This is a genomic window from Thiobacter subterraneus (assembly GCF_055379455.1).
The window spans coordinates 40,311-53,358 of sequence record NZ_AP042402.1 but is presented as its reverse complement, the minus strand read 5'-3'; the positions used below and the strand labels follow the sequence as shown (position 1 = coordinate 53,358).

Below are 13,048 nucleotides of genomic sequence, written 5' to 3'. Positions count from 1 at the left end.
GCGTCAGACGTGGCACGGAGACTGCCGTTTGCGGGCCAGGATCTCCTGGTCGCACAGCGGACAGAATTCATGCTCGCCCGCGAGATACCCGTGGCGCGGGCAGATCGAAAAGGTGGGAGTCACCGTGATATAAGGCAGGCTGAAGCGTTCCAGGGCGCGGCGCACCAGGGCGGCGCAGGCCTCGGCTGTGGAAATGCGCTCCGTCATGTACAAATGGAGCACGGTGCCGCCGGTGTACAAACGCTGCAAAGGCTCCTGGCGCTCCAGGGCCTCGAAGGGATCATCCGTGAAACCCACCGGCAGCTGGGAGGAGTTGGTGTAGTAGGGCATGTCCGGTGTACCCGCCTGGATGATGTCCGGAAAGCGTGCCCGGTCCTCCTTGGCGAATCGATAGGTGGTGCCCTCTGCCGGCGTGGCTTCCAGGTTGTACATGTGTCCGGTCTGTTCCTGATAGGTGATGATGCGGGCCCGCACGTGGGTCAGCAGACGCATGGCGAAGTCATGCCCCCATTGCGTGGTGATGTTCTCCCTGTCGGATGTGAAATTGCGGATCATTTCGTTGATCCCGTTCACGCCGAGGGTGGAGAAATGGTTGCGCAGCGTCCCGAGATAACGCTTGGTGTAGGGGAACAGGCCATTGTCCATATGGCGCTGTATGACCTTGCGTTTGATCTCCAGGCTGTCGCGCCCCAGATCCAGCAGGCGGTCCAGGCGCCGGAACAACTCTGCCTCGTCACCCCGACAGAGATAACCGAGCCGCGCGCAGTTTATGGTGACCACACCAATCGAGCCCGTCTGCTCCGCCGACCCGAACAAGCCGTTGCCGCGTTTGAGGAGCTCACGCAAATCGAGCTGCAGGCGGCAGCACATGGAGCGGATCATGTTGGGCTTGAGGTCGGAGTTGATGAAATTCTGGAAGTACGGCAGGCCATACTTCGCAGTCATTTCGAACAGGAGCCTGGCATTATCCGACTCCCACGGAAAGTCCCGCGTCATGTTGTAGGTCGGGATGGGAAAGGTGAACACGCGCCCCTTGGCATCGCCGCGTGTCATGACCTCGATGTAAGCCCGATTGATCATGTCCATCTCGGCCTGCAGCTCACCGTAGGTAAAGGGCATTTCCTCACCGGCAATGACGGGCACCTGCTCGCGCAGGTCCTCCGGGCAGGTCCAGTCGAACGTCAGGTTGGTGAACGGCGTCTGGGTGCCCCAACGGGAGGGCACGTTCAGGTTATAGATGAGCTCCTGGATGGATTGCCGGACCTCTTCATAGGAGAGGCGATCCTTTCTTACGTAAGGCGCCAGATAGGTGTCGAAGGAGGAAAAAGCCTGGGCGCCCGCCCACTCGTTCTGCAGCGTGCCCAGGAAATTAACCATCTGCCCGACGGCGCCGGAGAGGTGTTTGGGCGGCGCCGCCTCCACCTTACCCGGTACGCCGTTCAGACCCTCGTTGAGAAGCATGCGCAAAGACCAGCCGGCGCAGTAGCCGGCCAGCATGTCCAGATCATGGATGTGGATGTCACCGCAGCGGTGGGCCTCGCCGATTTCAGGCGGGTAGACATGGTTCAGCCAATAGTTGGCCACGACCTTGCCGGAGACGTTGAGAATCAAACCGCCCAGAGAGTAACCCTGGTTGGCATTGGCCTGCACGCGCCAGTCGCGCCGTTCCAGATACTCGTTGATGGTGCTTTCCACTTCCACCGCGGTTTTGCGGTCCTGGCGCAGGCGATGATGCTGCTCCCGGTACACGATATAGGCACGGGCCGTGCGGAAATGGTCGGCGGCGATCAGGGCCTGCTCCACCACATCCTGGATCTGCTCGATGGACGGCATCCGGCCCGCAAAACGGTGGCTGATCACCTTCACCACCTGGCCGGCAAGGCGCCGGGCCTCACCGGCACCAAACTCGCCCGTGGCCTGCCCTGCGCGCTGGATGGCGAAACAAATGCGTTCGGCATCGAATGGAACGATCCGCCCATCCCGTTTCAGAACGTGGGTCGGCGGGAGATGCAGCTTCCCCGTGGTTCTGAGATCGCCAGCAGTCGCCGCATCGTATCCGGTGGTTTCCATCACCCCCTCCTTCCCAATGACCCCAATTTCTTGGGGTAACGACAGGCCCAGCCTACAACATGTTGTGTGGGGGTCAAGACAGTTGACAAGAATTCTTGTCCCGGATCAAGTTTTCCGACCCCGGCAGGTTTGGGCCCCGGACGAACGAAGTGCGCCCCCGCACGGACTGGGACGGGCAGGGCAAGGTGGGTACAATCCGGTCAAAACAACGCAAGGGTGCTTCATGGCGCGACCCCAACTCGACATCCGCAGCCTGCTGGCTCACGTGCCGCTTTTCCGTCAGGTCGCCGAACCTCAGCTCAGCGAGCTTGCGCGGGGATGCCGCGAGTTGCGCCCGAAACGGGGCGAGATGATCTTCCAGAGGGGGGATCCCGCCAATGGCTTTTACATCGTCGCCCACGGCCAGATCAAGCTCGCCTTTCCTTCCGCCCACGGTGGGGAAAAAGTAGTGGAGATCATCGGTGCCGGCCAAAGCTTCGGCGAGGCGGTGATGTTCATGGAAAAGCCCTACCCGGTGTTCGCCCAGGCGCTGGTGGACAGCCTGCTGTTACATGTGGCCAAGGGCGCGCTGTTCCAGGCCATGGACAGCGACCCGGGTCTGGCGCGCAAGATGCTCGCCGGCCTCTCCCTGCGCCTCCATTCGCTGATTCACGACATGGAGACCTACTGCTCCCTGTCCGGCACCCAGCGGGTGGTGGGTTATCTGCTGCAGCACGAGTGTCTGGGGCAACCCCATGCGGTGGTGGAACTCCCGGCGAGCAAGCAGGTGATCGCCTCCCGTCTCAATCTCACCCCGGAAACCTTTTCCCGCATCCTGCACCATCTCAGCGAGGCCGGCCTGATCCGGGTGGAGGGCCGGCGTATCACCATCCCGGACGTGGACGCCCTGCGCCGTCATCAGGGCGGATCTTGATGCCCGTCAAGGCCGGCGGCGGGCGCCCGGCGCACAATGGGCCATCCGTCAACGGAGGCCCCTCATGGAAACCATTCGTGGCTATCTCGGCGCAGATCACGCGCGCTGTGACGAAGCCTTCGCCCAGGCCGAGGCGGCCGTCGCCGGCGGTGACTGGGAGCGGGCCGCCGCGCAGTTCGCCGGTTTCCATGCCGCCATGGCGCGCCACCTGGCGATGGAGGAGGAAGTCCTGTTCCCGGCCTTCGAAGCCGCCACGGGCAACAGCAGCGGGCCTTCGCGGGTGATGCGCGCCGAACATGAAGACATGCGCGAGCTGCTGGCAGCCATGGGCGAGGCGCTCGCCCGCCGCGACCGCGAGGCCTATGCCGGCGCGGCGGAAACCCTGCTCGTGCTCATGGAGCAGCACAACCTCAAAGAAGAGCAGATCCTCTATCCCATGTGCGACCGGCTGCTCGCCCGGGAAAGCGCGGCCCTGTTGGCGCGCATGCAGGCCATGGGCTGACGATGGCGGAAACCGTGCGCGAGCGGGTGCTGGACGTCCGGGCGCTGGAGCCGCCGGAGCCCCTGGAGCGCACGCTCGAAGCGCTTGACGAACTCGCGCCGGGGGAGCGGCTGCGCGTCCTGCTGCCGCGCGAGCCCTTTCCCCTCTACGGCATCCTTGACCGCTACGGCTACAGCAGGCGAACGGAACCGCTGGCTGATGGAGGCTTCGCCGTCCTGATCTGGCAGGAGTAGCGCGGTCATGTCCACCTCGGCCCTCTCCCTGGAGCAGGCGCCACCCATTTCCGTGCCCCTGCGCTTTTTCCTCACGGCACCCCTTTTCGGCCTGCTGGCAGCGGGCGTGTTGGCCGCGGCCGGCCCGGCAGCATTGACCAGCCGCTGGCATCCGGCGCTGCTCGCCGCCACCCACCTGATCACCCTGGGCGTGCTGGCCCTGTGCATGGTCGGGGCCCTGTTGCAGATGCTGCCGGTGGTCGCCGGAGCGGTGCTCAGACGGCCCGTGAGGATCGCCTGGCTGCTCCACCCGCCGCTTGTCATCGGCACGCTGCTGCTCGCAGCCGGCTTCGCGTGGGGACGCACGGACATCGCGCTGGCCGCACTGCCTCTCCTGGCGTGGTCCTTGCTGGCTTTGACCGTCCATGGCCTGGCGGCGCTGGGCGCGGCACCCGTGCGCAATGCCACCACCCGCGGCATGCGCATGGCGCTGGCCGCGCTTGCGGTCACCGTGTCCCTGGGCCTGCTCGCGGCCTGGCACTACGCCGGCCACGGAACACTCGCCCTGCCCGTCCTGGCCGACGTGCATCTGAGCTGGGGTCTGCTCGGCTGGGTGGGACTGCTGGTGATCGGCGTGGCCTACCAGGTGGTGCCCATGTTTCAGATGACACCCCCTTATCCACCGTGGCTTGCGCGAGTGCTGGACGCGGCGATCCTGCTTGGTCTATGCGCTTTGAGTGTCGGCCGGCTGTGGGACGTCCCGGCCGCGCAGTTCCTCGCCCTGGTGGTGCTGCTCGCGGGTTTCCTGAGCTTCGCCCTGGCCACCCTGCATCTGCAGCAAAAGCGTCGTCGCCGTCAGGCCGATGTCACCCTGCGTTTCTGGCGGGTGGCCATGGCAAGCCTGCTTGCGGCGGCCCTGGCCACGACTCTGGCCTGGCTGGTGCCGGCCTGGGATCAGGCCCCGGTGCGCCCACTGTTCGTGGGCATCCTCTGGATCATGGGTTTTGCCCTGTCCGCGGTAAACGGCATGCTCTACAAGATCGTGCCGTTCCTGGTATGGCTGCACCTGCAAAGCCGCCATCCTCCCCGCGGCAGCACGCCCAACATGAAGCAGGTCATCGCAGACGCGCAAGCCCGGCATCAGGCCCTCGCCCACGAGGTGGCGCTGCTGCTGCTCGCCGCCGCACCCTTCCTGCCGGCACTGTTCTACCCTGCCCTCGCTGCGAGCGCGCTCTCCTTCCTGCTGCTGGGGCGCAACCTCCTGGCGGCGTGGCGCTGCTATCTCGACTTCGACCGGCGCATCACCCGCTGGGAGCAGGCCGCCAGCCGGTGAGCAGGTAGCGCAATAGGTCCTCCACACTGCGGATGGCACTGCCAAAGGGCAGGCTCTCCGCGCCGCGGAAGAACAGACCCTTGTTGATGTCGCCGCGCAGGGCTGCCGCCAGCTGGGCATCGATACAGAATTGGCCGGCCCGGGCAATCCCATCGCGCAGTCCACAGGAAATCAGGCAGTGGAGGGCGGATGCGCAGCGCTCCCGTCCGCTTTTGGCGCAGGCCTGCAGTTTCTTCTCGCGCCTCAAATAATTACGCAGCCAGGGTGTGAGCACGGCACGCGCAGGCAGCCCCGCCACACTCATGAAGGTGACGATGTCCTCGGGCTTGGCCTCGGCCAGCACCTTCTTGAAATTGGGATGGGCATCCCCTTCCAGCGTCACCGCGAAGGGCGTGCCGATCTGCACCGCGGAGGCTCCGAGTTCCAGCAGCGCTCGCACCTTCTCGTGGCTGTTGATGCCACCCGCGAGTATCAGGGGGATGCGTTCCCGCTCGATGCAAAGCTCCCGGAACAGCGCGAATACCCCTTCCAGAACGTGCGGGAAATCGAAGCGGGGATCGTCGATCTCTTCCGGACGCGGCGCCCCCAAATGGCCGCCCGCATAGCGGGGATGCTCGATCACGATGGCATCCGGCAGGCGGTTCTTGCGCAGCCATTTCCTGAGCACGATCTGCACGCCGCGCACATCGGACAGAATGGGGATCAATGCGACCTCCGGAAAGTCCGCAGTGAGATCCGGCAGATCCAGGGGAAGCCCTGCCCCCATCACGATGGCCTGGGCCCCGCTGGCGCAGGCCTGGCGCACCAGAGCCGCATGTTCCGTCACCGCCTTCATCACGTTCACGGCGATCAGCCCGCGTCCCTCGGCCAGCGCCAGCGCGGAGCGGATTTCCCGGTCCAGGGCGATCAGGTTGAGCCGGTCCAGGGTGGCTTTGTCCCGGCAGCGCCGACCCTGTTCCATGAGATCCGGATGATGGTGACGCAGGTCGATGCTGGCAATCGTGCCCACCGCGCCGTGTCGGGCCACCGTTCCCGCCAGCCGGTGCGCGGACACCCCCACGCCCATGCCCCCCTGCACCACCGGCAGCAGCTCCCGGCCCCGCAGCCGGAAACGGGGTAGATTCCCGCAGTCCCAATCCATACCCAACCTTTCCTCCTGGTCACGCGTCCATGCCAATCGCGGATATGGTAATCCCCTTATCCTGAAAATGGCAGCCGGACACCCTGGGCTTGAGCTGGGTCAAGGCGCACCCCCGCCGCTGCGTCCAAGCTTGCCTGGAAAAACCGCCGGGCGGCGCCCAGACCGGCCACCTTCCGGCGACCCGGATTTCCCTTGACACCAAAGGGCCATGCACTATGGTGAAACCAGCGGCCATGCTGTCTTCCCGGGCCGATGCCCATTGCCCGCACCGGGAGCCGGTCCGCGACCACGAGAAACCGTCGGGTCTTTCCGTGACATTTGCCGCGCTACGCCCATGGCTCCTGCTGCTCCTTCTGTTGTGCCCCGGCGTCCTTCCCGCAGCGGAAGCAGACAGCACCTTCCCCTATGCCATGGCGCGGATTCTGTTTCCGGAAGCCGAACGCATCGGAGCACCCGAGGGCAGCCCCCCTGCAGCCCCTGTCTATGGCGCCGGCGCGGACGCGGAACGGTTGGTGGGTTACGTCTTTCTCACCGGCGACGTGGTGCAGATTCCGGCCTACTCCGGCCGCCCCATCCAGCTCCTCGTGGGACTCGACCTGCAGGGGCGCATTCGGGGCGTGCGCATCATTCAGCACGAGGAACCCATCCTGGCAGCCGGTGTGAGCGAGGCGCGCCTGGCCGCCTTCATCGCCCAGTATCAGGGCAAGCCCGCCGATGGCGGCATCCTGGTGGGTGCGCGCCAGCCGGGTCACGCCACGGTAGATGCCATCTCGGGCGCCACCATCACTGTGATGGTGATCAATGCCACGATCAACCGGGCCGTCTGGCGGGTGGCGGTCTCCCGAGGCATCACCCCCGCAGTCTGGACGGAAGACGCCGCCACCCCTGCGCCGGGCAGTTCACCGGCTGCGCCCGGCGAGGCGCCGCGTGCGTTACCCGAGAAAAAAATCGTGCCGGGGCAGCCCAAGCCCGCAAAGCCCGGGAAAGAAGTCTCACGCCCTGCCCCGTCGGGCGTTCCCCCGTCCCCCGCTGCAACCCTGCCTGCCGGCTCCGCGCAGGCGCCAAGGTCCATCTCCCCGCCCGCTGCGGGCGAGGCCCCACCCATCTGGCCTTCGGTATGGCGCCAGCGGGTGCCCGAAATCGTGCTGCTGGGCGCCGGCCTGCTCGGACTCACGGGCATTCTGCTGTTCCAGGACTATCTCGCCCGCCATCCGGGGCTGCTGCGCCGCATCCGTCTGGGTTTCCTGCTCTACACCCTGCTGTTCGTGGGCTGGTATGCGCTGGGGCAGCTCTCCATCATCAACGTGCTCACCTTCGTGCAGGCGGTCATGCACCAGTTCAGCTGGGACACCTTCCTGATCGACCCCATGCTGTTCCTCCTGTGGTCCTTCGTGGCCGTGACCCTGCTGCTTTGGGGGCGGGGCGTCTATTGCGGCTGGCTGTGTCCCTTCGGTGCCCTGCAGGAGCTCGCCTTCCAGCTGGGGCAGCGGTTTCGGTTGCCCAGCTTCCAGCTGCCGCAGGTGGTGCACGAACGGCTGCTCGCCCTCAAGTACGTGATCATGCTGGGCCTGTTCGGGCTGTCCCTGCAGTCCATGGGTTGGGCGATCCGGGCAGCGGAGATCGAGCCCTTCAAGACCGCCATCACGCTCCACTTCCGGCGCGAGTGGGGCTATGTGGCGTTTGCCCTGGGCCTGATCGTCCTGGGCCTGTTCAACCGCAAGGCCTACTGCAAATACCTGTGCCCGCTGGGTGCGGCCCTGGTCATTCCCGGCCGTTTCCACACCTTCGAATGGCTGCGGCGCCGCAAGGAATGCGGCAAGCCGTGTCAGGTCTGCGCAGTGGAATGCGAAGTGCAGGCCATCCGCCCCACGGGCGAGATCGTCATCAACGAGTGCCACCACTGCCTGGACTGCCAGGTGACCTACTACGACGAGCACAAATGCCCACCCCTGGTGGAACGCCGCAAGCGGCGCGAACGGGGTGGGCGGGCGCGGGAGCTCGCACGGGGCATGGGCGAATCCCTGGAGGCGACGCTGCAGGATATTCCCGTGCGGGTCGAACCGAAACCCGACATGGAAAACGGTTGACACAGATCAAAGACGACCCTGGTTCCCCGGTCTAGTTTCACAAATGAGATCTCTCGCTCCGCTTATCCCTGACCAAGGAGGACTTACAATGCGCCCACGCCACACCCTGATCGCCGCCAGCATCGCCCTGCTCGGCAGCACTTCCCTCGCCCTGGCCGCGGATGCCCCGCCCTCCGGTCACCCGGGCACCTCCGAACCGGAACTGCGCTACAAGGGCGCGCCCGTGCCCATCAGGCCCGAGGAGGCCAAGGAAACGGTCACCCCCAAGGCTCCGCCCATGACGGCGGAAGAGTTCGCGCGCGCCAAGCAGATCTACTTCGAGCGCTGCGCCGGCTGCCATGGTGTACTGCGCAAGGGCGCCACCGGCAAACCGCTCACGCCGGACATCACCCTCGCCCGGGGCACGGACTACCTCAAGGTCTTCATCACCTACGGCTCGCCCCAGGGCATGCCCAACTGGGGCACCTCCGGCGAGCTCACGGAAAAGGACGTGGACATCATGGCCCGCTTCCTGCAGCACGAGCCCCCTACGCCGCCGGAATTCGGGATGAAGGAGATGAAGGCCACCTGGAAGGTGCTGGTGCCCCCCGAGAAGCGCCCGAAGAAACAGGAGAACAACTACAACCTGAGCAACCTGTTTTCGGTCACTCTGCGTGACACCGGTGAAGTTGCGCTCATCGACGGCGACACCAAGAAAATCATCAACATCGTCAAGACCGGCTACGCGGTGCACATCTCGCGCCTGTCCCACTCCGGCCGTTATCTGTACGTGATCGGCCGCGACGGGCAGGTGAACCTGATCGACCTGTGGATGAAGGTTCCGGACAACGTGGCGGTGATCAAGATCGGTCTCGAGGCCCGTTCCGTGGACACCTCCAAGTACAAGGGCTACGAGGACAAATACGCCATCGCCGGCGCCTACTGGCCTCCCCAGTACGTGATCATGAAGGGCGACACCCTGGAGCCCCTCAAAATCGTCTCCACCCGCGGCTACACGGTGGACACCCAGGAATACCATCCGGAACCGCGGGTGGCGTCCATCGTCTCCTCCCATTTCCACCCGGAATTCGTGGTGAACGTCAAGGAAACCGGCCAGACCCTGATGGTGAACTACAGCGACATCAACAATCTCAAGGTCACCGCCATCGACACGGAACGGTTCCTGCATGACGGCGGCTGGGACAGCACCAAGCGCTACTTCCTGGTGGCGGCCAACCAGCGCAACAAGATCGCGGTGGTGGACGCCAAGGAGGACAAGCTGGTCAAGCTGGTCGAGGTGGGCAAGATCCCCCATCCGGGACGGGGTGCCAACTTCGTCGATCCCAAGTACGGACCCGTGTGGGCCACCGGCCACCTGGGGGATGACCAGATCGCCCTGATCGGCACCGACCCGGTGAAGCATCCGCAGTATGCGTGGAAGGTGGTACGCATGCTCAAGGGTCAGGGTGGCGGCTCGCTGTTCATCAAGACCCATCCCAAGTCGAAGAATCTGTGGGTGGATACCGCCCTCAACCCGGACGCCGCCGTCAGCCAGTCCGTGGCCGTGTACGACATCAACAATCTGGACAAACCGCCCCAGGTGATCAAGGTGGCGGAAATGGCCAACCTGGGTGAAGGACCCAAGCGCGTCGTGCAGCCCGAATACAACAAGGCGGGCGACGAGGTGTGGTTCTCCGTCTGGAATGGCAAGACCCAGGAATCGGCCATCGTCGTGCTGGACGACAAGACGCGCAAGCTCAAGGCGGTGATCAAGGACAAGCGTCTGATCACGCCCACGGGCAAGTTCAACGTCTACAACACCCAGAACGACATCTACTGAAAGCGGCGGGGCGGCGTGCAGCCGCCCCATTTGCCATGGATGCCCGCACTCTCGGGAGGTGGATCATCATGCTGGGGCTAAGCGCGCTTCCCTGCGCCGTCCAGGCGCTGCCGGATGCCGCGCGCCGCGATGCCCTGGTGCGGCTGGTGCGCAACGACTGTGGCTCCTGCCACGGCCTGCGCCTCACGGGTGGCCTCGGCCCGCCCCTCACGCCGGCAGCCGTGGGTGACCGGCCGGCGGCGGCGCTGGTGCAGACCATCCTGCAGGGACGCCCCGGCACGGCCATGCCCCCCTGGCGGGGACTCCTGTCCGAGGACGAGGCGGTCTGGATCGTGGAGCAATTGCAGGCCGGGTTTCCAGATGCGCGCTGATGTCCTGCTCCTGGTTTTCCTTTTGCTGACGGGTTGCGCCGCGACCCCCCTGCGCGGCACCGGCGACCTGGGCGTGGTCGTCGAGCGCGCCACGGGCAGCTTGCAGGTGGTGGATACCACCCACGGCACGAGTCTCGGCCGGATCGAAGGCCTGGGCGACCTCTCCCATGCATCGGTCAGCTTCAGCCGGGACGGCCGCCATGCCTACGTATTCGGCCGTGACGGCGGCCTGTCGCGTGTGGATTTGCTCACACGGCGTGTGACGCACCGGGTGATCCAGGGTGGCAACAGCATCGGCGGCGCCATCTCCCAGGATGGCCGCCTCATTGCGGTGGCCAACTACACACCAGGCGGGGTGAGGATCTTCGCAGCCGAGGATCTGCGCCTGCTTGCCGACATTCCGGCCGTCGGCGCCGATGGCCGGCCCTCCAAGGTGGTGGGGCTGGTGGATGCACCGGGCCAGCGTTTCGTGTTCAGCCTGTTCGAGGCCGGCGAGATTTGGGTGGCCGACCTCGCCGATCCGCAACGTCCCGTGCTGCACAAATACCGGAACGTGGGCCGCGAGCCCTACGACGGCATGATCAGCGCCGACGGCCGCTTCTACGCCGCCGGCCTGTTCGGCGAGGACGGCGTGGCGCTGCTGGACCTGTGGCATCCCGAAGCCGGGGTGCGGCGCGTGCTCGCCGGCGTGGGCCGCAAGGGGGAAAAACTGCCGGTATTCAAGATGCCCCATCTGGAAGGCTGGGCGAACACCGGCAATCTGCTGGTTCTGCCCGAGGTGGGCCGGCATGAGGTGGTGCTCGCCGATGCCGGAAATTGGCAGGAAATCGCGCGCGTGCCGGTGGCGGGACAGGTGGTGTTCGCCGTGGCAAGTCCCACGGGGCGCCATGTGTGGCTCAACTTCGCGCTTCCCCACAACGACACGGTGCAGGTGCTGGACGTGGAGACGCGCCGCATCGTGGCCACGCTCAAACCGGGACGGGCGGTGCTGCACATGGAATTCACGCCGCGCGGTGAGGCGGTGTGGCTCTCCTGCCGCGACGACGACGCGGTGCGCATCTACGATCCCGTCACCTTCCGCCGGCTGGGCGAACTGCCGGCGGCGAGCCCGAGCGGGATCTTCTTCACAGCGCGTGCCAACCGGATCGGACTATGAGTGATTTCGCCTTTCGTCTGCTCAACGACTTCCAGCGGGATTTTCCCCTCGCCCCCGCGCCCTTCCATGCCATTGCCGACCGGCTCGGCGCCCGGGTGGAGGATGTGCTGGACACCCTGCGGCGCCTGAGCCGCGAGGGGGTGGTGAGCCGCGTCGGCGCGGTGTTCCGGCCCAACCGCATCGGCGTGTCCACCCTGGCCGCCCTGAGCGTGCCGGAAGCGCGCCTGGCCGAGGTGGCGGCGCGGATCAGCGCCCACCCGGAGGTGAACCACAATTACGAACGGGAACACCGCTTCAATCTCTGGTTCGTCGCCACCGCGCGCGATGCCGCCGCCCTCGACCGGCTCATGGCGCGCATCCGCGCCGAGGTCGGCAGCGAACCCCTGCGCCTGCCCCTGGAACGCGAATACCACATCGACCTGGGCTTCGATCTGCGCGGCCGGCTGACCCATGGTGGGGAATCGCTTCCCGTCGAGCCCGCGTCGCCGCTCCGGCTGGACGCCGCCGACTATGCCCTGATCGCCGCCATCCAGGACGGACTGCCCCTGGTTCCCCACCCCTATGCGCAGGTCGCCGCCCGCCTCGGAATGGACGAGACGGAAGTGTTGGCGCGGCTGGAACGGCTCCACAGCCTGGGCGCGATCAAGCGTTTCGGCGTGGTGGTGCGCCACCACGAACTGGGCTTCCAGGCCAACGCCATGGTGGTGTGGGATATTCCGGATCCACAGGTGGATGTCCTGGGCAGCCGTATCGGCGCCAGCGGTCTGGTGAATCTCTGCTACCGCCGGCCGCGGCGTCTGCCGGAATGGCCCTACAACCTGTTCTGCATGATCCATGGCCGCCACCGGGCGGCGGTGCTGGAACGCCTTTCGCAACTGGAAGCGCGATGCAGCCTCGGTGGCTACCCCCACGCAGTGCTGTTCAGCCGCCGCCGCTTCAAGCAGACCGGCGCCCGCTATGTCCCGGACGCCCCGGTGAGGGCTGCATGATGGATGCCCTGGATCGTGCCCTGATCAACGGTCTGCAGGGGGGATTTCCCATCTGCGAGCGTCCCTTCGCCGCGGTCGCCGCCCGCTTCGGCTGTGATGAGGCCACCGTCATCGGCCGCCTGCGCGCCCTGGTCGAGTCCGGCACCCTGAGCCGCTTCGGGCCCCTCTACAACGCCGAGCGCATGGGCGGCGCAGTGTGCCTCGCCGCCATGGCGGTCCCCGCGGCAGATTTCGACCGGGTGGCCGAAGCGGTCAACCGGCATCCGGAAGTCGCCCACAACTATGCGCGGGAACACCGGCTCAACATGTGGTTCGTGCTGGCCACGGAGACGCCGGCGCAACTGCAGGACGTGATCCGGCGCATCGAGGCCGAAACAGGCCTGACCGTGCATGCCATGCCCCGCATCCGGGAATACTTCGTGGAACTGAGGCTTAAGGCATGAACGCCCCCCTGT

12 protein-coding genes are annotated in these 13,048 nt (G+C 65.9%); 10 read left to right on the top strand and 2 right to left on the bottom strand.

The window, feature by feature from the left end; genetic code table 11:
* Positions 1 to 3: 3 nt before the first annotated feature.
* A complete protein-coding gene (locus ACZ42P_RS00270) occupies positions 4 to 2,070 on the bottom strand; it encodes a ribonucleoside triphosphate reductase (protein WP_464898119.1) in 2,067 nt (688 codons plus the stop codon).
* Between the two features lie 223 nt (positions 2,071 to 2,293).
* Here ACZ42P_RS00270 and ACZ42P_RS00265 point away from each other — a divergent pair, with 223 nt between their 5' ends.
* From ACZ42P_RS00265 to ACZ42P_RS00250, 4 genes are all read left to right on the top strand, one after another.
* On the top strand, positions 2,294 to 2,983 hold the full coding sequence (locus tag ACZ42P_RS00265; RefSeq protein ID WP_464898118.1) for a Crp/Fnr family transcriptional regulator: 690 nt from the start codon (positions 2,294 to 2,296) through the stop codon (positions 2,981 to 2,983).
* Between the two features lie 64 nt (positions 2,984 to 3,047).
* Positions 3,048 to 3,485: a hemerythrin domain-containing protein gene (locus ACZ42P_RS00260; RefSeq protein ID WP_464898117.1), complete on the top strand. Its 438-nt coding sequence runs from the start codon at positions 3,048 to 3,050 to the stop codon at positions 3,483 to 3,485.
* 2 nt (positions 3,486 to 3,487) lie between these two features.
* Positions 3,488 to 3,718 carry a DUF2249 domain-containing protein gene (locus tag ACZ42P_RS00255; protein WP_464898116.1) on the top strand — a complete coding sequence of 77 codons (231 nt, stop codon included), beginning with the start codon at positions 3,488 to 3,490 and terminating at the stop codon, positions 3,716 to 3,718.
* 7 nt (positions 3,719 to 3,725) lie between these two features.
* The gene (locus tag ACZ42P_RS00250; RefSeq protein ID WP_464898115.1) at positions 3,726 to 5,030 is read left to right on the top strand and encodes a permease; all 1,305 of its coding nucleotides are present in this window, start codon (positions 3,726 to 3,728) and stop codon (positions 5,028 to 5,030) included.
* Here the strand turns inward: ACZ42P_RS00250 and ACZ42P_RS00245 are convergent.
* Positions 4,999 to 6,171, bottom strand: coding sequence for an NAD(P)H-dependent flavin oxidoreductase (locus ACZ42P_RS00245; RefSeq protein ID WP_464898114.1), 1,173 nt, complete (start codon positions 6,169 to 6,171; stop codon positions 4,999 to 5,001). The two genes, ACZ42P_RS00250 and ACZ42P_RS00245, sit on opposite strands and share 32 nt — an antisense overlap.
* 410 nt (positions 6,172 to 6,581) lie before the next feature.
* Here ACZ42P_RS00245 and ACZ42P_RS00240 point away from each other — a divergent pair, with 410 nt between their 5' ends.
* The 6 genes from ACZ42P_RS00240 (at position 6,582) to ACZ42P_RS00215 (ending at position 13,036) form a co-directional block, all read left to right on the top strand.
* Entirely contained in the window at positions 6,582 to 8,258 is a 1,677-nt protein-coding gene (locus ACZ42P_RS00240; protein ID WP_464898113.1) for a 4Fe-4S binding protein, read from the top strand.
* An 88-nt stretch (positions 8,259 to 8,346) separates the two neighbouring features.
* Positions 8,347 to 10,077, top strand: coding sequence for a cytochrome D1 domain-containing protein (locus ACZ42P_RS00235; RefSeq protein ID WP_464898112.1), 1,731 nt, complete (start codon positions 8,347 to 8,349; stop codon positions 10,075 to 10,077).
* A gap of 35 nt (positions 10,078 to 10,112) precedes the next feature.
* Positions 10,113 to 10,448, top strand: a complete 336-nt coding sequence (locus tag ACZ42P_RS00230) for a c-type cytochrome (protein WP_464898111.1) — start codon at positions 10,113 to 10,115, stop codon at positions 10,446 to 10,448.
* Positions 10,438 to 11,604, top strand: a complete 1,167-nt coding sequence (locus tag ACZ42P_RS00225) for a cytochrome D1 domain-containing protein (protein WP_464898110.1) — start codon at positions 10,438 to 10,440, stop codon at positions 11,602 to 11,604. Before ACZ42P_RS00230 ends, ACZ42P_RS00225 begins: the two co-directional genes overlap by 11 nt.
* Positions 11,601 to 12,593, top strand: a complete 993-nt coding sequence (gene ahbB / locus ACZ42P_RS00220) for a siroheme decarboxylase subunit beta (protein WP_464898109.1) — start codon at positions 11,601 to 11,603, stop codon at positions 12,591 to 12,593. The genes ACZ42P_RS00225 and ahbB overlap by 4 nt, the downstream gene beginning before the upstream one ends.
* Complete coding sequence (locus ACZ42P_RS00215; RefSeq protein WP_464898108.1) at positions 12,590 to 13,036, top strand: Lrp/AsnC family transcriptional regulator; 447 nt, start codon at positions 12,590 to 12,592, stop codon at positions 13,034 to 13,036. Before ahbB ends, ACZ42P_RS00215 begins: the two co-directional genes overlap by 4 nt.
* Positions 13,037 to 13,048: the final 12 nt, after the last annotated feature.

Coding starts and splice junctions, on each gene's coding strand:
- ACZ42P_RS00235 (WP_464898112.1), top strand. CDS start 8,347: ATGCGCCCACGCCACACCCTGATCGCCGCCAGCATCGCCCTGCTCGGC.
- ACZ42P_RS00215 (WP_464898108.1), top strand. CDS start 12,590: ATGATGGATGCCCTGGATCGTGCCCTGATCAACGGTCTGCAGGGGGGA.
- ACZ42P_RS00260 (WP_464898117.1), top strand. CDS start 3,048: ATGGAAACCATTCGTGGCTATCTCGGCGCAGATCACGCGCGCTGTGAC.
- ahbB (WP_464898109.1), top strand. CDS start 11,601: ATGAGTGATTTCGCCTTTCGTCTGCTCAACGACTTCCAGCGGGATTTT.
- ACZ42P_RS00250 (WP_464898115.1), top strand. CDS start 3,726: ATGTCCACCTCGGCCCTCTCCCTGGAGCAGGCGCCACCCATTTCCGTG.
- ACZ42P_RS00270 (WP_464898119.1), bottom strand. CDS start 2,070: ATGGAAACCACCGGATACGATGCGGCGACTGCTGGCGATCTCAGAACC.
- ACZ42P_RS00255 (WP_464898116.1), top strand. CDS start 3,488: ATGGCGGAAACCGTGCGCGAGCGGGTGCTGGACGTCCGGGCGCTGGAG.
- ACZ42P_RS00245 (WP_464898114.1), bottom strand. CDS start 6,171: ATGGATTGGGACTGCGGGAATCTACCCCGTTTCCGGCTGCGGGGCCGG.
- ACZ42P_RS00225 (WP_464898110.1), top strand. CDS start 10,438: ATGCGCGCTGATGTCCTGCTCCTGGTTTTCCTTTTGCTGACGGGTTGC.
- ACZ42P_RS00230 (WP_464898111.1), top strand. CDS start 10,113: ATGGATGCCCGCACTCTCGGGAGGTGGATCATCATGCTGGGGCTAAGC.
- ACZ42P_RS00240 (WP_464898113.1), top strand. CDS start 6,582: ATGGCGCGGATTCTGTTTCCGGAAGCCGAACGCATCGGAGCACCCGAG.
- ACZ42P_RS00265 (WP_464898118.1), top strand. CDS start 2,294: ATGGCGCGACCCCAACTCGACATCCGCAGCCTGCTGGCTCACGTGCCG.